Origin of the sequence: Butyricicoccus sp. AM05-1 (assembly GCF_003474415.1) — a bacterium.
GTDB lineage: Bacteria > Bacillota > Clostridia > Oscillospirales > Butyricicoccaceae > Agathobaculum > Agathobaculum butyriciproducens.
Genome location: NZ_QUDG01000007.1, coordinates 40,744 through 59,648, shown reverse-complemented (window position 1 = coordinate 59,648; position 18,905 = coordinate 40,744). Strand labels below are relative to the sequence as shown.

Annotated in this window: 16 protein-coding genes; 5 read left to right on the top strand and 11 right to left on the bottom strand. The window is 56.2% G+C overall.

Annotated features, from left to right (window positions below; genetic code table 11):
* Positions 1 to 112: 112 nt before the first annotated feature.
* The 6 genes from ftsH to DW088_RS10560 form a co-directional block, all read right to left on the bottom strand.
* Positions 113 to 2,071 (bottom strand): ATP-dependent zinc metalloprotease FtsH, encoded by a 1,959-nt coding sequence (gene ftsH, locus DW088_RS10585; RefSeq protein ID WP_118360753.1) that lies wholly within the window; start codon positions 2,069 to 2,071, stop codon positions 113 to 115.
* Between the two features lie 37 nt (positions 2,072 to 2,108).
* Complete coding sequence (gene hpt / locus DW088_RS10580) at positions 2,109 to 2,663, bottom strand: hypoxanthine phosphoribosyltransferase (RefSeq protein WP_243022094.1); 555 nt, start codon at positions 2,661 to 2,663, stop codon at positions 2,109 to 2,111.
* Positions 2,653 to 4,005 carry a tRNA lysidine(34) synthetase TilS gene (gene tilS, locus DW088_RS10575; RefSeq protein ID WP_118360687.1) on the bottom strand — a complete coding sequence of 451 codons (1,353 nt, stop codon included), beginning with the start codon at positions 4,003 to 4,005 and terminating at the stop codon, positions 2,653 to 2,655. The genes hpt and tilS overlap by 11 nt, the downstream gene beginning before the upstream one ends.
* A 3-nt stretch (positions 4,006 to 4,008) precedes the next feature.
* Positions 4,009 to 5,376: a replicative DNA helicase gene (gene dnaB, locus DW088_RS10570; RefSeq protein ID WP_188886039.1), complete on the bottom strand. Its 1,368-nt coding sequence runs from the start codon at positions 5,374 to 5,376 to the stop codon at positions 4,009 to 4,011.
* A 363-nt stretch (positions 5,377 to 5,739) separates the two neighbouring features.
* The gene (gene rplI, locus DW088_RS10565) at positions 5,740 to 6,186 is read right to left on the bottom strand and encodes a 50S ribosomal protein L9 (protein WP_110436125.1); all 447 of its coding nucleotides are present in this window, start codon (positions 6,184 to 6,186) and stop codon (positions 5,740 to 5,742) included.
* A gap of 64 nt (positions 6,187 to 6,250) precedes the next feature.
* On the bottom strand, positions 6,251 to 8,251 hold the full coding sequence (locus DW088_RS10560; RefSeq protein WP_118360686.1) for a DHH family phosphoesterase: 2,001 nt from the start codon (positions 8,249 to 8,251) through the stop codon (positions 6,251 to 6,253).
* 168 nt (positions 8,252 to 8,419) lie between these two features.
* Here DW088_RS10560 and DW088_RS10555 point away from each other — a divergent pair, with 168 nt between their 5' ends.
* The 3 genes from DW088_RS10555 (at position 8,420) to DW088_RS10545 (ending at position 10,019) form a co-directional block, all read left to right on the top strand.
* Entirely contained in the window at positions 8,420 to 8,788 is a 369-nt protein-coding gene (locus tag DW088_RS10555; protein ID WP_118360685.1) for a VOC family protein, read from the top strand.
* A 125-nt stretch (positions 8,789 to 8,913) separates the two neighbouring features.
* Positions 8,914 to 9,456 carry a chromate transporter gene (locus DW088_RS10550; RefSeq protein WP_118360684.1) on the top strand — a complete coding sequence of 181 codons (543 nt, stop codon included), beginning with the start codon at positions 8,914 to 8,916 and terminating at the stop codon, positions 9,454 to 9,456.
* The gene (locus DW088_RS10545; RefSeq protein WP_118360683.1) at positions 9,453 to 10,019 is read left to right on the top strand and encodes a chromate transporter; all 567 of its coding nucleotides are present in this window, start codon (positions 9,453 to 9,455) and stop codon (positions 10,017 to 10,019) included. Before DW088_RS10550 ends, DW088_RS10545 begins: the two co-directional genes overlap by 4 nt.
* 198 nt (positions 10,020 to 10,217) lie before the next feature.
* Here DW088_RS10545 and DW088_RS10540 read toward each other — a convergent pair whose 3' ends face one another.
* The 4 genes from DW088_RS10540 to DW088_RS10525 all read right to left on the bottom strand — a co-directional run bounded on the left by DW088_RS10540 (position 10,218) and on the right by DW088_RS10525 (position 14,592).
* Positions 10,218 to 10,622: a C-GCAxxG-C-C family protein gene (locus DW088_RS10540; protein ID WP_118360682.1), complete on the bottom strand. Its 405-nt coding sequence runs from the start codon at positions 10,620 to 10,622 to the stop codon at positions 10,218 to 10,220.
* A gap of 57 nt (positions 10,623 to 10,679) precedes the next feature.
* Positions 10,680 to 12,488, bottom strand: a complete 1,809-nt coding sequence (locus DW088_RS10535; RefSeq protein WP_158574669.1) for an N-acetylmuramoyl-L-alanine amidase — start codon at positions 12,486 to 12,488, stop codon at positions 10,680 to 10,682.
* Between the two features lie 337 nt (positions 12,489 to 12,825).
* Positions 12,826 to 13,392 carry a hydrolase gene (locus DW088_RS10530; RefSeq protein WP_117751793.1) on the bottom strand — a complete coding sequence of 189 codons (567 nt, stop codon included), beginning with the start codon at positions 13,390 to 13,392 and terminating at the stop codon, positions 12,826 to 12,828.
* Positions 13,393 to 13,446: 54 nt separating this feature from the next.
* The gene (locus DW088_RS10525; RefSeq protein WP_158574668.1) at positions 13,447 to 14,592 is read right to left on the bottom strand and encodes an FtsW/RodA/SpoVE family cell cycle protein; all 1,146 of its coding nucleotides are present in this window, start codon (positions 14,590 to 14,592) and stop codon (positions 13,447 to 13,449) included.
* Positions 14,593 to 14,859: 267 nt separating this feature from the next.
* Here DW088_RS10525 and DW088_RS10520 point away from each other — a divergent pair, with 267 nt between their 5' ends.
* Together DW088_RS10520 and DW088_RS10515 are read left to right on the top strand one after the other, a co-directional pair.
* Complete coding sequence (locus tag DW088_RS10520) at positions 14,860 to 16,530, top strand: formate--tetrahydrofolate ligase (RefSeq protein WP_118360679.1); 1,671 nt, start codon at positions 14,860 to 14,862, stop codon at positions 16,528 to 16,530.
* A 94-nt stretch (positions 16,531 to 16,624) separates the two neighbouring features.
* Complete coding sequence (locus DW088_RS10515; protein ID WP_118360678.1) at positions 16,625 to 17,557, top strand: AEC family transporter; 933 nt, start codon at positions 16,625 to 16,627, stop codon at positions 17,555 to 17,557.
* A 44-nt stretch (positions 17,558 to 17,601) separates the two neighbouring features.
* Here the strand turns inward: DW088_RS10515 and DW088_RS16330 are convergent, their stop codons facing one another.
* On the bottom strand, positions 17,602 to 18,840 hold the full coding sequence (locus DW088_RS16330) for an HAD-IA family hydrolase (protein ID WP_243029883.1): 1,239 nt from the start codon (positions 18,838 to 18,840) through the stop codon (positions 17,602 to 17,604).
* Positions 18,841 to 18,905: the final 65 nt, after the last annotated feature.

Genomic DNA, 18,905 nt, shown 5'->3' with positions numbered 1-18,905 from the left:
AAAGTTCTCTTTACATCTTAAAGATAACAGGCGGACAGCAAAATGTCAAGAATGTTTGACATTTCAGGCAAGGAAAAACCCCACAGAATTTTCTGTGGGGTTTTGTGAATGTTTACTGATCCTGCTTATCCGGGTCGAGATCCTTTTCGGCTTCTTCAACCTTGGCAAGCTCCTCTGCGGATTCCGCGGGCTTGCTTACCTTGGCGTGCAGCTCCTGCTGCAGCTCGGTCATCAGGTCCTCACCGACGATCTTATCCGGAACGATTTCGCCGTTATAGACCTTAACAAAGGTCTCGCCGTCCATCGTTTCGTTGCGGATGAGATACTCGGCAACGCGCTTCATCTCGTCCATGTGCTCGCTCAGCAGCTTTTCACAGGCGTGATATGCGTGCTCGATAATGCGGTGAATCTCATCGTCGATCTCCGCCGCCTTGACCTCGGAATAGCCCTTGCCGGCTGCCAGATCACGGCCGAGGAACACCTCGCCATTATCCGAGCCGTAGTCGATTGGGCCGATACGCTCGCTCATGCCGTAGCTGGTGACCATGGCGCGAGCCATCTGGGTTGCCTGCTTGATGTCGCCATAAGCACCGGTGGAGATATCCTCCATCGTCAGCTGCTCGGCCACGCGGCCGCCCAGACAAACGATGATGTACTCCTCCATATACTTCTTGGTGCGGTATGCCTGATCCTCCTCCGGCAGCGGCATGGTAAAGCCGCCTGCGCCGGACGAACGCGGGATAATGGTAACGTGGTGTACCGGATCCTGCGTCGGCAGAACGTGGAAGCAGATCGCGTGACCGACCTCGTGGTACGCGGTCAGGCGCTTGTCGTGCTCATTGATGATGTGGCTCTTCTTCTCCACGCCCATTACGACCTTGAGCAGCGACTCCTCAATCTCCTCCTGCGAGATCAGCTTCTTGTTGCGGCGTGCCGCAAGCAGCGCTGCCTCATTGAGCAGGTTTTCGAGGTCTGCACCGGTGAAGCCGGCGGTCGTCTTGGCAATTTCAGAGAACTTGACATCCGGGTCGAACTGCTTGTTGCGGGCATGTACCTTGAGGACAGCCTCACGACCCTTGACATCCGGTGCGCCGACATAGACCTGACGGTCAAAACGGCCCGGACGCAGCAGCGCGTTATCCAGAATATCCTTGCGGTTGGTGGCTGCGATGACGATAACGCCCTCATTTGCACCAAAGCCGTCCATCTCAACGAGCAGCTGGTTGAGCGTCTGCTCGCGCTCGTCATGGCCGCCGCCGAGACCCGCGCCGCGCTGACGGCCTACCGCGTCGATCTCGTCGATGAACACGATAGCCGGCGCGTTCTTCTTGGCCTGCTCGAACAGGTCGCGCACACGCGATGCGCCGACACCGACGTACAACTCAACGAAGTCCGAACCCGAAATAGACAGGAACGGTACGCCCGCCTCGCCTGCAACCGCACGCGCGATCAGGGTTTTACCGGTGCCCGGAGGACCGACCAGCAGCACGCCCTTCGGAATACGCGCGCCGATCTGCACGAACTTCTGCGGATTCTTGAGGAACTCGACGATTTCCTGCAGCTCTGCCTTTTCCTCGTCCGCGCCTGCCACATCATTGAAGGTGACCTTGCGCTTATCGTCCTGCGCCAGCTTTGCACGGGCCTTGCCAAACTGCATCGGACCTGCTCCGCCGCCGGACTGCTTGTTCATCATAAAGTACCAGAACGCGATCAGCAGCACGATCAGGATCACATACGGCAGGAACTGTGCCCACCACGGAATGGTCGCCGTGCGGTAATCGACCTTGGTCAGCGTGCCATCCCGCATCTGCTGCTGAATGGTCTCGCCCAGATCGTTATAGAACACGCTTCTGTAGTCACCCAGATCGTAGGTGTACGTCCGGTTTTCCTTTTTCAGATGCATGGTCAGCGTGGTGTCGTCCACGTCGTACTGGTCAACATCGCCATCCATAAAATAGTTGTAGATCTGATTATAGGACAGCGTTTCTGTCTGCTGTGTCTGGCTGACCACATAGCTGACGCCTGCCAACAGGCACACCAGTATGATCAGGTAAAGGCCGAAGCCTTTCATTTTGCCTTTCAAATCGGTTTAACACCTCTTCCCTAAATTACTCGCCGCCGTAAACATACGGCTTAAGTACACCGATATACGGCAGATTGCGATACTTTTCCGCGTAGTCGAGACCGTAGCCGACTACGAACTCGTCCGGAATCTCAAAGCCGAGATAATCCACATCGACGTTGATCTTGCGGCGCTCCGGCTTGGAGAGCAGCGTGCACAGGCGGATGGAGTTCGCGCCGCGTGCTGCCAGAATCTGCATGAGATAGTGCAGCGTTACGCCGGAATCCAGAATATCCTCCACGATCAGCAGGTCGCGGCCGTCGATCGGCTGTGCGATATCCTTGATGATCTGCACCTCGCCGGAGGTCTTGGTGCCCTTGCCGTAGCTGGATACGACCATGAAATCCACGTTGCACGGCGTATCAATGGCACGGGTCAGGTCGGCCATGAATACATAGGAGCCCTTGAGCACACTGACGATCAGCGGGTTCTTATCGCGGTAATCCTCCGTGATACGCGCACCCAGCTCTGCTACCTTTTCGTGAAGCTGCTCCTCGGTAAAGTAAACTTCCTTGATGTCATCTCGCATATTATAAGCCATTTTTTGATAACCCCTTTACTGTAATCTGCAGTGTATTTGCGTTATTTTTGGCTGTTCTGCTGCAGTCCGCACCGATATCCTGCACCGCGATCACGCCGTTTTTATCCGCGATAACGGCCATCGCATTCCGCATATAGCGCGGAATCTTTCGGTCGATCATCAACTTTTTGAGCGATCTGCTGCCGCCATTTTCGGTCAGCCGCAGAGTGTCTCCGGTGCGTCGTGTGCGAACACACAGCGATTCAAAATCTATTGTACCACAATCCAGACAAAAAGTATTGAATGTTTTGTAAAAAACTTCGGATTTTTCTAATTTTTTTGCAGTCAGCCTTACCGTGTCCTTCCAGATCATCCCTGCGAATGGTACGGTAAACGGGATTTCCGGCCGCTCGACCGCGGTTTCCGCCTTGGGAATGATGCGCAGAACGTCATATTCACGTCTTGCGAAACAGCCGTTCGGCAAATCGGTTTCCGCAGACGGAGACGCGGTTTCCAGCAGATGCTCGAGCGCTGAAATGTGCTTTGCGGTTACGTCTTTGAGCGGCATATCCGCGTTTTCGAGCAGCAGACGCAATGCTCGGCTGCGAACCGCCGATGCGGCCTCCCGCAGAGGCTGAATCTTCCACGCGCCGTTCCCGACTGCACAAAGTTGTACACAGGTCTGTGCATAACTCTGCAGGCAAGTCTCGTCCTGTCGAAGCTGACGCGAAAGCCGTGCTGCCGCCTGCACCGCCTGCGGATTCAATTCCCGCAGAATGGGAACGACCTCTTGACGGAGGCGGTTGCGCGTATAAGCCGTGTCCGCGTTCGTGCTGTCCGTAACGAAATCCTGTCCGCGCTCACGCAGAAAGGCTTCGATTTCCCGCCGTTCAACCTCGATGAGAGGCCGAATGATGCGTCCGCGCACCGGCGGAATGCCCGTGAGACCTTTCGCACCTGTGCCGCGCACCAAATGGAACAGCATGGTCTCCAGATTGTCGTCCGCATTGTGCGCCACTGCGATTTTGGCTCCGTGCGCGGCATGCTCCAGCCGTGCATAGCGAATACGCCGCGCAGTCTCCTCCACCGCGGAATCGCCTGCGGCAGCGGCTATGTCCACGCGCTCGACCGCCAGTTCCACGCCGAGCCTGTCACACAGCCTGCGGCAGAAGGCTTCGTCCCGGTCGGACTCTGCACCGCGCAGACAGTGGTTGAGGTGAAATGCCCGCACCGGATACCCCAGCTCGCGCAGACTCAGCAGAAGCGCTACGGAATCCGCACCGCCGGACAGGGCGACAAGCACATTTTCGCCGGTTTCGAGCATCGTATAGTCGGAAATCGTTCGTTTTACCGTATCCAGCATGGCTTACTCCTCGTGAATGCGGTCCGGGTTGGAGAAGGTCGTGTACTGACCGACCCACTGCAGCTCAATGGTGCCGGTCGCACCGTGGCGGTTCTTCGCAATGATAATTTCTGCGATATTTTTATTTTCGCTTTCATCATCGTAGTAATCATCGCGGTAGATAAACATAACGATGTCGGCATCCTGCTCGATCGCGCCGGACTCTCGCAGGTCAGACAGCATCGGTCGCTTATCCGAGCGCTGCTCGGACGCACGCGACAGCTGCGACAGACACACGACCGGAACATTGAGTTCCTTCGCCATAATTTTCAGCGAACGTGAAATCTCTGCGACCTCCTGCACACGATTATCCATGTGACGGCCGCCGACGTGCATCAGCTGCAGATAGTCGATGACGATCAGACCGAGTTCGTCACCCAGTCTGCGGCATTTCGCCTTGATCTCCGCAACCGTGATGGCCGGATTGTCGTCCACATAGATATTCAGTCCTGCCAGTACGCCGGACGCACGCGCAATCTTTACCCAATCGTCACCGTCCAGATTGCCGGTTTTCAGCTTCTGCGACTCGATGAGTGCCTCACTCGACAGGAAACGGCTGGCCAGCTGTTCCTTGCCCATCTCAAGCTGGAACACGCACACGCCGGTGCCCTTTTTGTCGCCGCGCTCCTTATTCTTAACACTTGCCTTAGCCGCATTGAGCGCCACATTGAGCGCAAACGCGGTCTTGCCCATGCCGGGTCGTGCCGCAATGAGAATCAGATCGGATTTATTGAGACCGGTCAGCGCCGTGTCCAATGCATGGAAGCCGGTGGACATGCCGGGAATTTCACTGTCCGACCGGGCGCGCTCGTCCAGTTCGGTATACAGATCCGCGATAACCTCAGAAAGCCGTGACAGGCCCTTAATTTCACGTCCCTGACGGATGCTGTAAATACGCTGCTCCGCCAGCTCGGCAATGCCGGAGGCTTCACCGTGGGCTTCAAGGGCGTTCTGCTGAATCTCGCTGCCCGCGTCCGCCAGCTGTCGCAGCAGGCTCTTGTCACGCACGATGCGGACGTACTCGTTGACGTTCCGCGCACCCGGCGTGACCTCCATCAGCTGAAAGAGATACGCGCGGCCGCCGGCCTCGTCGTAGTAGCCCATGCGCGTGAGCATATCCAGAACGGTTACCGGGTCAATGCGCTGTGCACCGTTGAACATCGAGTAGATAGTCTCAAAGATGCGCTTGTTTTCTTCCGCGTAAAAATCATCGGCGCGCACCTGCTCGATGACCTCGGGAATGCAGTTCGGATCGACCAGCATCGCGCCTAAAAGCGACTGCTCCGCAGTCAGATCCTGCGGCACCTGCCGCATTAAAAGTTCGTCGGGCACTTACTTACCTCCCTCCGCTAAAAAATAAAAATGGAAAATGGAGAATTGAGAATAAAGAACGAAAAATGACAACGCAGGCATAGCCTGCGTCAATCAAATCCCGCTTTGCTTGCAAAGCGCAACCACATGACAGGTTTTCCAAACGGAAAACCGAGTCATTGACCCGCCGCAGCGACCGTGCGTTTCACGCACGGCATGAAATAGGACACGGCAATACCGTGTCCGTAAAAAGTCAGGACATGCGCCTGACTTTTTACACCCCGACCCAGCGCCCTTGGGGCGTGTCCGGGGGTATCGCCGGTCGGTTTCTCCGGAACCGACCGGCGTATATAGTGGGTATTGGATACCCCCTATAGGTGCAGGTTAGGCCTCGACTACCTGCACCAGAATCTCGCCTGCGATATCCTGATACAGCTTTGCCTTTACACGGTGTACACCGAAGGTCTTGATCGGCTCCTCGAGCACGATCTTCTGCTTCGGTACGTTCAGACCGTACTGCTTGTTCAGTTCCTCAGCGATTTCCTTGGAGGTAACAGCGCCGAACAGACGGCCGCCCGTACCGCCCTTGGCCGGAACCTTTACCGGGCTCTCCTTAAGCTTCTCGGCTGCCTCGCGGGCTGCCTGCTGCTCGAGTGCGATCTTGCGTGCGTGTGCCTCATCCTGCGCCTTCTTCACGTTCAGGTTATCCGCGGTTGCCGGCTCTGCCAGACCGCGCGGCATCAGGAAGTTGCGGCCGTAGCCCTCGCTGACCTCGATCAGCTCGCCCTTTTTACCCTTGCCCTTAACGTCGGCCTTGAGAATTACTTTCATGGTGATTACTCCTTTTGTGTTTGCTATATCGAATGCGGCGAACAACTTCGCCTGCTTTTCGGTTTTATTTATTGTCGTCCTGCTTTTCGGTCCGCTGATCGTCGAAGTAGCCGCGAATAGCATCCGTGATCAGCTTGTCGGCCTCCTCCGGCGTGGTATTCTTCAGCTGTGCACCAGCCGCCGAATGGTTTCCACCGCCGCCGAGTCGTTCCATCAGCAGCTGCACATTGACGTGGCCTGCCGCACGAGCGGAAACCGCCATATCATTGCCGCTGCGGAACGCAACAACGCTTGCATGTGTGCCGATGATGGACAGCAGCTCGTCTGCTGCCTGTGCGGCCGCAATACGGTCTACCTCCTCACCGGTGATAGCGAAGATAACGCCCTGACCGCAGTTGCGCGCGGACGAGATCAGCTTCTGACGCTCCATATACTGGTCAAAGCTGGACTGGAACAGGCGCTTGACATCGCTCGACTCCGCACCTGCGCGGCGCAGATACGCTGCCGCCTCAAATGTGCGGACGCCGGTGCGCGTTGCAAAGCCCTTGGTATCCAGATAAATACCTGCCAGCATGGCTTCCGCCTCGCAGGTGAGGATGCCGCTGGTCGGCACAAGATACTGCAGCAGCTCGCTGACCAGCTCGGATGCGGACGACGCATACGGCTCGTGCAGGGATACGACTGCGTTCTCGATATAATCCGCCGCACGGCGGTGATGGTCAATGACTGCGATCTTGTTGATGGATTCGAGCAGCGCCGCGCTCTCCACATAGCCGGGACGGTTTACGTCCACCACGATAAGCAGCGTGTTGAAATCGCACGCGATCATCGCATCCTCGGCGCTGATGAACACGCCCTTGTACTCAGACTGGGTTTCCAGCCGTTCGATCAGGTCATTTGCCATGGTGTGCTGACGGTCCACAACAATGTGCACCGGTCTGCCCTTGACGCGCGCGGCACAGACCATACCGGCAGCAGCGCCGATGGCGTCCATATCGCTGTTCTTGTGGCCCATGACCAACACCTGAGACGAGTCGCGGATCAGCTGGCTGAGTGCGTTGGCAACCACGCGGCTCTTGACCTTGGTGCGCTTCTCGACTTCCTCGCTCAATCCGCCGAAGAAGGCAAAGTTAAATTTATTCTTGATAACCGCCTGGTCACCGCCGCGGGACAGCGCCATGTCGACAGCGAGTCCGGCAAACTGATAGCTTTCCGCAAGCGTTTCGCCGTCGCGTCCGATACCGATGGACAGAGTGGCTACAACGCCCTCGTGGTTCTCAATTTCGCGCACCTCCTGCAGAACGGAGAACTTGCGCGCGACCAGCTTGTCCAGCTCGGCGTTTTCGATCACGAAGATATACTTGTCGCGGTCGTACTTGCGCAGTACGGCGCTCGAGTCCTTCACCCAGGCAAACAGACGTTTATCAATGCCCGCCAGAATGTTGGATTTTTCCGAGTCGGTGGTGTTCTTGACCAGCTCCTCGTAGTTGTCGATTGCGATAACCGCGATAGCCGGACGGGTAGTCTCAGCCGCATCCCGCAGACGGACAAACTCGGTGCAGTCGATGAAATGCAGCATCATCAGCTGTCCCGCACCGCTCTGCACCATACTGCCGAATACATGGTACTGCCGCTTGCCGATGCCAAGCTCTCCCGGGAACGCGGTCTGTCCCTTGATGAGCCAGCCGGTCTCAAACGTCGGTGCGATCTCGCCCATGCGAACGCCGCTTACCGCAGTCCCCCGACCGCTGATTTCCGCAAATGCGTCATTCGCCCATACGATCTCGCCCGTGGTAGCCAGCGCAACAGCTGTCGGCAGCGGCGAGCGTGTCACCGCCGGACGGATCTCTCCGCCATCTACCTCGATGTTGTTCATCAGCTCCTGCACCTGCCGCCGCCGTGCCGCATTCATGCGCAGCGAAACAATCCGCAGGATGATACACACCACAATACCCGCCGCACCGTACACGCGGGAGAAATAAAGTCCCACGACCGCAAACAGGAAAAACAGCACATAAAACATTACGCTGTTGGGAGCCAGCATCTTCTGTAATCTCTTTTTCAAACCCCTGCCTCCTTTTTGGGACGCAAATATTCAACCTAATTATAGCAAGCCATTGTAGAAATTTCAACACTAAATGCAAACCGGTTTTGTATCTTTTCGCCGTCCGCTTGCAATTTCTGCGGCTTCATGGTACAGTAACCGTAGATTCGCATTCAGGAGGATATCATTATGCAATTTTCGTTTGCACACAACAATTTTAATGTCTGCAATCTGGACCGCTCGCTTTCTTTTTATAAGGAGGCTCTCGGTCTGACCGAATCCAGCCGCATCAACGCACCGGACGGCAGCTTCATTATTGTATACCTGACCGATGGCGTAACGCCGCATCTGCTCGAGCTGACGTGGCTGCGCGACTGGGACAAGCCGTACAACCTCGGTGACAACGAGTTCCACCTTGCCTTCCGCGTGGATGATTTCGATGCCGCGCACGCAAAGCATAAGGAAATGGACTGCATCTGCTTTGAAAATCCGGCAATGGGCATCTATTTCATCTCCGACCCGGACGGCTACTGGCTGGAGGTCATTCCCGCAAAGTAAACAGAAAACGCTTGGAGCTGCTGCTTTGAGCGTTTTTTTCATTCTCTTAACAGGATTATTCTGTTCATTTTTCGACAACGGGTGTATACTATTGAAGTTATCTCCTGACGAAAGGACTGTATCATTTGAATCCTTACCTTGATCTATACCTCACATGTGCACGGATTGGCGTATGCACGTTCGGCGGCGGCTATGCCATGCTGCCGATTCTGCAGCGCGAGGTCGTTGAAAACCGCCACTGGACAACTGAGGACGAGCTGATGGACTACTACGCCATCGGTCAGTGCACCCCGGGCGTTATCGCGGTGAACACCGCCACGTTCATCGGCTACAAAACGCACGGCATTCTCGGCGGCATTGCCGCCACGGCGGGCATGATCACGCCATCGCTGATTATTATCACGATTATCGCCGCATTTATCCAGCAGTTTGCGCATCTCGCTGTCGTGCAGCACGCGTTTGCCGGAATCCGCATCGCGGTCTGCGCGCTTGTGCTGCAGTCCGTGTGGAAAATGGCGAAAAAGGGCGTTGTTGACGTTCCGACCAGTGTTATCCTGCTCGTTACGTTCGCGGCTGTCGCTTTCTTCGGCGTATCGCCGGTTGTGATGGTCGTTATCGCCGCTGCTGCCGGTATTATCATCGGTATGATCCGGAGGAAGCGCGCATGACTTTTTTACTGCTGTTTCTCGAATTTTTCAAGACCGGTCTGTTTGCCATCGGCGGCGGACTGGCGACCCTGCCGTTCCTCAAGCAGATTTCGCTGCGGTATCCGTGGTTCACGCCGAATGATCTGATGGACATGATTGCGGTCTCCGAGTCCACACCCGGTCCGATGGGTGTCAACTCGGCAACATACGCAGGCTTCCACGCAGCCGGCATTCCCGGTGCCATCACAGCAACCTGCTCGCTTGTGCTGCCGTCGGTCATCATCATCATTCTGGTGTCGCGTGCGCTCGATAAGTTCCGCGACTCTCCGCTGGTCCAGAACGGCTTTTACGGCCTGCGTCCGGCGTCCGCGGGTCTGATCTTCGGCGCAATGCTCGAGGTGTTTGTCGCTTCCCTGCTGCATACGGAAAACTGGGCCGGTATTGCCAGCATCGGTTCGGTCATCAATGTTCCGGCGATAATTATTTTCCTCGTGCTGTCGCTCGGTATCTGGAAGCTCAAAAAACTGCATCCGATCGTGTTTATCCTGATCGGCGCGGTATGCGGCATTGTGTTTAACCTGTAAGTTTTGATTTGTTATCGTGCAGATTCTCTGTGGAACGGCGGGATGGGGCATCCCGCCGTTCCACAGAGAATCTGCCAAATGTTTTGCCGCATACACCATAATCACACGACATACCGTAGGGCGGGGTGACCTCACCCCGTCGCTACCCTCCGAATTGCACAAAAAATCCCTTTCTCAGTCGAGAAAGGGATTTTCTTTTTATTTCGTGAGGTATTCCTCAATCAGTTCACACGCATCCTCAATGCAGCCCGGACAGGAGCGCCGTACATTGCCGTCGGCTACGCCCTTGAGGTCGCGGCACAGATACGCGCCGTTCTTCTGCTCAAACTTCTCCTTGAGCATTTTCGTGACCTTATAGGTCTGACCCTTGGTCGTGCCCGGCTTATCCGCTCCTGCGCTGTTCTTCATGCCCGCGAGCATGAACGCACCGCTCAGCGCGCCGCACATCTCCATGCAGCCCATGCCGAAGCCGAAGCCTTCCGACATTTTATAGGCGGTCTCCTTATCCAGACCAACCAGATCGCAGTACGCGCAGGCCACCGCCTGTGCGCAGTTGTAGCCCTGATCGTGAAAATCCTGTGCCAGTTTTGCCCGTTCTGTCATAACAAATATCTCCTTCTGTCAAAGCAAACCGCGCCGTAAACGACGCGGTCAACTTACTTAATACTGCACCTGTGTGAAATAATACAGGATCGCATTGCACTGTGCACGCGCCTGCTTCTGCCAATCCTCCTCACTGTCGATGAACTTCTGGTCCTCCTCGTTATCAATGAAACAGAATTCACTCGTCAGCGCCGGAATATTCAGCGCCGCTGCTGCACGGTTGGTGTAATAATAATCGCCGTGACTGCCCTCGCGGAACACGATCTGGCGAATCGGAACCCCCAGCTTTTCGTACTCGTCGAGCAGCGCCTGCGCCAGAATTTTGGTCGGTCCGCCGTTCTTGTCCGCAATCTGCGCCAGGATCTCCGCGCCGCGTGCAGTGGTGTTGGCTGCATTGTGGTGGATACTGAAGAACAGGTCCGCCGAGGACGCATACTGTTTCATAACAGCGCCGCGCAGCGTCAGCTCGCTGCCTTCCTCAAGGGTATCGCGCACCATGATAACCTTTGCACCGGCTGCCTCAAGGTACTGCTTGAGGTACTGCGCCACATACAGGTTGACGTGCTTCTCATCGAGCGAACCGCCGTTGTTTGCGCCGACATCGCTGCCGCCATGACCCGGGTCGATAATGACCGTCTTCACGCCGTCAATGTGCGAGGTGCGCGGCGGCTGTATCGGATCGTTATCCTCGTCGCCGCTGACGTAGTCGCGCACGCGCGTCAGGTAAGCCGCACTGCAGTAGCGGCCGCTGCCCGAAGAGTTATCCATAATATGCGCCCAGCCGTTGCTGATGCTGTCAACCGCGATTTCCGCGCCGTTTTTCAGCACGCCGACCAGCGTGCCGGAGGTGCTCGGGATCGAGCGAACAGACAGCTCGGAACCCACGGTTACACGATACACGCCGCTTGTGAATGTCTCGACGGACGTGTCCGGTGTTGTCGGCTCAGTCGGCGTTGTCGGCTCGTCAGGAGTCACCGGTGTACTCGGCGTCGAAGGTGTGCTCGGTTTGGAGACAGTCGGCTCAGTCTGCTTATCGACCGCCGCATTGTAATCCCTTACACGCACCAGATAGTCCGCGCTGCAGTAACGGCCGCTGCCGCCTGCGCTGTCCAACAGATGTGCCCAGCCGTTCGACAGCTTATCCACGATAACCAGAGCATCCTTGGCGTACTCGCCGACTTCGGAATAGGTTTTGCCCGGACCGCTGCGCACGGTCAGCGCCGAATGGACATTGACGCGGTACACACCGGTCGTGAACGAAGCCGGAGTCGGTGCAGGCGTCGGTGTTTTGAGCGTAACCGTGCGGCTGGGTACGTCATAATCCGCCGTAAAGCCGAGTGCGGCCGCCATATCGGCTATCTTGTAGTAGTTGTTTCCGTTGATGATGTAACCGTCGAACGAAACCTTTTTGCCGTTCACCTTGACGATAGCCGTAGTGGGTTTGCCTGCCGCGCTGGACAGTGCCTTCGTGTTCAGCTCTCCGCCGACCGCGGTGTAGTTTTTGCCGGTCGTCAGGGTGATAACGTTGGTGGACTTCTCCCAGCCTACCTCAAACTCTGCGGTGCTGTTGCGCAGCAGATACGCTACATCGCGCAGCTTGAAATAATTATACTTGTTAATTAAGTACGCCTGCGGATTGGTCACCGCCTTGCCGTTGAGCTGAAACGCGTGCGTGGTCTTTGCCGCGCTGACGACTGCTCTCGCCTGCGGCAGATCCTGTGTCAGATCCCGCTCGGCGGCAGCCTCGGTCGTGACGGCTGTGGTCTCTGCCTCCGCGGCATCCTGCGGCAATTCTGCGGCCGCCGCACCCGCTGTCATATATATCGCCGCACTAAGCAATGCCGCGATCATTCGTTTGAAACGCATTCTTGAACCTCCATGCTGTTTCGCCGGTGGGTTGCTTTCCTGCATGCCCGCCGTGGGCATTCTTGATGGTATTTTACCACAAAACATGGCACATTTCAACGAAATATGACGAAACCGGGGCATTTGTAATATTACAAATGCCCCGATTATTCCATATAAGTACAATATTTCGTTAAGGCAATACCGCATAATTGAACAAGAGTGATTTGCGAGTAAATTTTGCGTACTGACGAGGCACAGTTTTGCGGTAATACTTGATGTATTACCGTGAAACTGCAACAAAGTCAGGACACAAAATTTCCGCAAAGCACCGCCGCTTTAATTGTGCGGTGTTGCCTTAAATCTCTTCCATCTGCCTGTTGATGGAATCCTCGCAGGAGCGCATGGCATCCAGTGTCTGCTGCCACAGCTCCTCGAGCGTCAGTCCACACAGCTCCGCGCCGCGCTCGATGACCTCACGCGAGCAGCCTGCCGCGAACTTTTTATCCTTGTATTTCTTCTTCAGGCTCTTGAGCTCCATGTCCTGCACGCTTTTGGATGGGCGCATGAGCGCCGCCGCACCGATCAGGCCGGTCAGCTCATCGGCTGCATACAGCAGCTTTTCCATCTCGTGCTCAGGCTTGATGTCCACACAAATCGCCCATCCGTGGCTGCATACCGCATGAATAATGCTCTCGTCTGCACCGCCTTCGCGCAGCAGCTCGGGCGCCTTGACACAGTGCTGCTCCGGCCACTGCTCAAAATCAATGTCGTGCAGCAGGCCGACAATGCCCCAGAATTCCGGGTCATAGCCGCGCTGCTCGGCAAAACAGCGCATGACGCCCTCAACCGTCAGCGCATGCCGTAAATGGAACGGCTCCGCGTTGTACCTGCGAAGAAGCTCCCATGCTTGTTGTCTGGTCATTTTGCAAAATCCCTTCTGTCATTTTCAATGTATGCGCAGGGCGGGATGCCCATATCAGTTTTGCAGCCAGCTTGGCTTTTCCCGCATTCTGACGCCTGCGGCGATGCCCAGCGCGGCGAACATGGTTACAATGGACGTACCGCCGTAGGAGAAGAACGGCAGCGTCAGGCCCATGACAGGCAGCAGACCGACATTCATAAAGATATTCATAAAGGTCTGGAACAGCAGCATGCCGCCTACGCCGACCGCAATCAGCGCCGAAAACGGCGTGGAGGCGCGGTACGCCACATAAAACAGGCGGATGATCAGCGCCATCAGCAGGATGATGATGAGCAGACAGCCGAGGAAGCCCAGTTCCTCGCCGGCTACCGAGAAAATATAGTCGGTCTGGTTCTCCGGCACATACTGCATCTGGGTCATCGTGCCGTTGGTCCAGCCTTGACCGGTAAACTGCCCCGAGCCGATGGCGATCTTGCCGTAGGTCGCCTGTCGGGACTGCTCCACGTCAATGGACGGGTCAAACAGCACGAGGATTCGCGTTTTCTGGTAATCCTTGAGCACATAATTCCACAGGATCGGCACGCTTGCGATACCGACTCCGGCAGCAATGCCCAGCCACTTGAGCGGCAGACCGGCCGAGAACAGCATGATAACCGCGATCATCAGGTACTGGATCGCCATGCCGGTGTCGCCCGACGAGAGCACGACCGCCCCCATCATTACCAGCGTGTGCAGACCGACCGAAACCAGTCCGCGCCATTCGGTGATATGATCCTGTATTTCGGTCATATGCGCGGCAATCGTGAAGATGAAGATCAGCTTGCCAAGCTCACCCGGCTGCAGGCTTGTCACGCCCAGATTGAGCCATGCACGCTGGCCGTTGACCTCGGTGCCGAGCGGCGTAAACAGCAGAAACTGCAGCAGAATGTTGCCGATCACGAATATTTTCCATAGGTCGCCCAGATTTTCCAAGTCGATCAGACTGAGCGCAATAAATGCTGCCAGACCGAGAATGATCGCGGCACCCTGTACATACAGGTTTTTCGTCGAGCCGTCCAGTGCCGTCACCGGGTTGAGCGTTGCCGAGTAAATGAGGAACATGCCGTAGATCGAGCAGACCAGTCCCAGCAGCATCAGATACAGGTCGGTGTTTTTGATATAATGCGTAACAGAGTGTACAATGGAACGAGCAGTGTCCATCAAACCCCTCCCTTTCAAAATAGAAAATTGAGAATTGAGCATCGGAAATTAAGGTATCGCCGCAACGCGGCGGAATTAGATTGCAGTGCTTTGCACTGCCACACTCATTTTCCATCCTCAATTACATTTCTATATGATACCACAACACACCCCTCTTTGCGAGTAACAATTTCGGCAAATTTTTCGCGTGCTTGTATGGAAAACCGGACGAAGTATTGATATAATGAATATATTATGTTACCCGCTGCAAAATAGAGGAGGAATTTCATGTTATCCGATATTGAAATCGCACAGGGCTGTCAGATGCGCCCGATCACCGAGGTTGCCGCTGCTGCCGGTCTGGATGCCGATGATCTGGAGCTGTACGGCAAGTACAAGGCAAAGCTGTCCGCAGACGTGTGGACCAAGGTGAAGGAAAAGGAAAACGGCAAGCTGGTCCTCGTTACCGCCATCAACCCGACGCCTGCCGGTGAGGGCAAGACCACGACCTCGGTCGGTCTGGGGCAGGCACTGTGCAAACAGGGCAAAAACGCGATTATCGCACTGCGTGAGCCGTCTCTCGGTCCGGTATTCGGCATCAAGGGCGGCGCGGCAGGCGGCGGCTACGCGCAGGTTGTTCCGATGGAGGACATCAACCTGCACTTTACCGGCGATATGCACGCCATCACGGCAGCAAACAACCTGCTGTGCGCCATGCTGGACAACCACATGCAGCAGGGCAATCTGCTGAACATTGATCCGCGCCGTATTGTGTTCACCCGCGTAATGGACATGAACGACCGTGCTCTCCGCAACATCACCATCGGTCTGGGCGGCAAGGTGAACGGTGTGCCGCGCGAGGATCACTTCATGATCACCGTAGCATCCGAGGTTATGGCTATCCTGTGTCTGGCCGCTGATCTGGACGACCTGAAAAAGCGTTTCGGTGATATTCTGGTGGCATACAGCTACGCCGGCAAGCCGATCTATGCACGCGACCTGCATGCAGAGGGCGCCATGACGGCACTGATGAAGGATGCCATCAAGCCCAACCTGATTCAGACGCTCGAGGGCACGCCCTGTCTGATGCACGGCGGTCCGTTCGCCAATATCGCACACGGCTGCAACAGCGTGCAGGCAACCAAGCTGGCACTCAAACTGGGCGATATTGCCATCACGGAGGCAGGCTTCGGCGCTGACCTCGGCGCAGAGAAATTCATGGACATCAAGTGCCGCAAGGCCGGTCTGGCTCCGGACTGCATCGTACTGGTTGCGACCGTCCGCGCGCTCAAGTACAACGGCGGTGTAGCCAAGGCTGATCTCAATCAGCCGAACATGGATGCGCTGAAGCACGGTATCTGCAATCTGGATGCGCATCTGGATAACATGAAGAAGTTCGGCGTACCGGTCGTTGTTGCCGTCAACGCATTCCCGACCGACACTGACGAGGAGATGGATTTCATCCGCGAGCACTGTGCCGAGCGCGGTGTGCGCGTAGCACTCTCCGAGGTATTTGCCAAGGGCGGCGAAGGCGGTCAGGCGCTGGCCGACGAGGTTCTGGCTGTGCTCGACGAGGGCAAGGCCGACTTCCACATGCTGTATGAGGATTCGCTCCCGCTCGAGGACAAGATCCGCAAGATCGCCAAGGAGATTTACGGTGCACTCGGCGTGACCATCGCGCCTGCCGCAAAGAAGGAGCTGGCAAACATCACCGAGATGGGCTACGGCAACCTGCCGGTCTGCGTTGCAAAGACGCAGTATTCGCTCTCCGATGACGCATCGCTGCTCGGCCGTCCGACCGAATTTGTTGTCAACGTACGCACCGCTCGTCTGGCTGCCGGTGCAGGCTTTGTTGTTGTAGAGACCGGCTCGATCATGACCATGCCCGGTCTGCCCAAGGTTCCGGCTGCGGAGAAGATCGACGCAGACAGCAACGGTAAGATCACCGGTCTGTTCTAAATACAATAAATACAATTTAAATGAAGAGTGGAGAGAACATCGGCTGCGGTGTGCTCTCCACTTTTCCCTCTTCTTTTGCTGTGAAAGTGATATTATGCAAATCAGTCTTATTTTAGCGCAGCAGATTGCCGAGCTGTTTCTCATTCTTCTGATCGGCTGCGTGCTCGTCAAGGTCCGGCTGCTCAAAAGTGCGGACAGCCGCGTGCTGTCGGTCGTGATGGTGTATGCGGTTATGCCGTGCGTCATCATCAACGCCTTTCAGGTGGATTACTCTCCTGCCGTTGTTACCGGATTGCTGTACGCCTTTGTACTGGCGATTGCGCTGCACGCGCTGCTTCTTCTGCTGGCGCGGCTGCTGCGCCGTCCGCTGCGGCTGGATGTGATCGAGCGCACCTGCATCATCTACACGAATGCGGGCATTCTGGTCATTCCGCTGGTGCGGGCGCTGCTTGGCGAGGATTATGTGATCTATTCCTGTGCGTTCCTCGTCGTACAGCAGGTTCTCCTGTGGACGCACTGCCGCAGTCTGCTCTGCGGTACGCGCGGCTTCGAGTGGAAAAAGATCATCGGCAATGTCAATATCATCGCCATTTTGATCGGCGGTGCACTGTTCATCCTGCGGCTGCCGCTGCCCGGTCTGGTGAACGATTTGTTTTCTCAGCTCGGCGCGATGGTCGGCCCGATCGGCATGCTGCTGGCCGGTATCGTCATTGCGGACACGCCGCTCCGCCAGCTGTTTATGCGCCGTCGGCATTATGTTCCTGTGCTGCTGCGGCTGATTATCTGCCCGATTATCACGGTACTGCTGCTTCGCGTCATCGGTGCGGCAAGCTGGATTCCGGATGGACACAGCATTCTGCTGACCGTGTATCTCGCGTGCATCACGCCTGCGTGCGCTACGGTTACTTCGATGGCGCAGCTTTACGACCGCGATGCTGAGTATTCCAGTGCACTGTATGTGCTCACAACGCTGTTCTCCATCCTCACCATGCCGCTGATGGTATGGGTGTTCGAGGCGCTCATTTAACAAAAAACCGTGTATTTCAAATGAAATACACGGTTTTCTTTTTGTCAGAAGCCCAGTTTTTCGCCGATGAGCACGACCTCACAGCTTTCAAATCCGCTCGGCACGCCCATATGAATGACCATGGCGCGGCAGATACGCTCCGGACTTTTACAGTTGTGACACCTGCCGTCAACCGCACACGGTGTTTTTTTATTCAGCCGCTTGGCATTGAGCGGAGCGGCAATATTTCTTGCCCGCTCGATGGCGCTCTGCAGGTCGGGACGCAGCTTGTTCACGCCGCACACGAAAATGCAGCGCTTCGGTCCGAACAGCGTGGCCGCCACGCGATTGCACTTGCCGTCTATGTTGACGATCTCACCGGTCTCGCTCAGTCCGTTCGCTGAAGAAAGGTAAATGTCCGGCGTCTGGCAGTACACGCCCTTGTCGATCCAATGCCAGTGCGCGTCCGTGCTGTCCGCAAAGTTCTCCGGAAAACCAAGCTGCTTCATCGTCATTGAGCCGCCCATTGACACGGATTTGCCTGCACAGGTGTCTCTCAGATAGGAAACTGCCTCATCTTTCGTTTCAAAGTAGCGGAAACCAAAGCCGTAATCGGTCAGAGCCTTTTCCGCTTTGCTCACATCGGGCACGCCGTACGCGAACAGCGGCAGCAGATCGCTCGGCTCATATGCGAGCGCGTCCGCACCGGATGCACGCAGTTCCTCCGCCGAGCGGAATCCCCAGGCAACACCGATGGCGGTCAGTCCTGCGTTTACTGCGGTCTGCATATCGGTCGCGCTGTCTCCGATGTAGAGGGTCGTTTCCTTGTCGCCGCCCAGTTCGTCCAGCAGCTGCAGCACGCTCGTCGGATCCGGCTTGCGCGGGATATTCGGCCGTTCGCCATAGGTAATGTGCACCAGATTGCCGAAATAGTGCTCAATCAGCGCTTTCGCAGCGGAATCGTACTTATTCGACAGCACGCCGACCGTCACGCCGTTCTCCTTGAGCGTTTCGAGCACCGAAACAATGCCCTCATACGGATGCGTGCGATTCATCATATGCTCGCCGTAGAACGCGCGGAAATCCGCCAGACAGGTGTCGATCATCTCGTCCGTGCGGCTCTCCTCGGGAATGCTGCGCTCGACCAGCTTGCGCACGCCGTTGCCGATACGGATGCGCGTCTGCTCCATGCTCACCGGCGGAAAGCCATGCTTCTCGACGGCATAGGTCACGCTGTCGCACAGATCACCGAGCGTGTTGAGCAGCGTACCGTCCAAATCAAAAATGGCCGTTGTAATTTTCATACATATTCGTCCTTTTCTTGTCCGTGAAAATAGAATACCGCACCACAGAATCCCGTGATACGGTA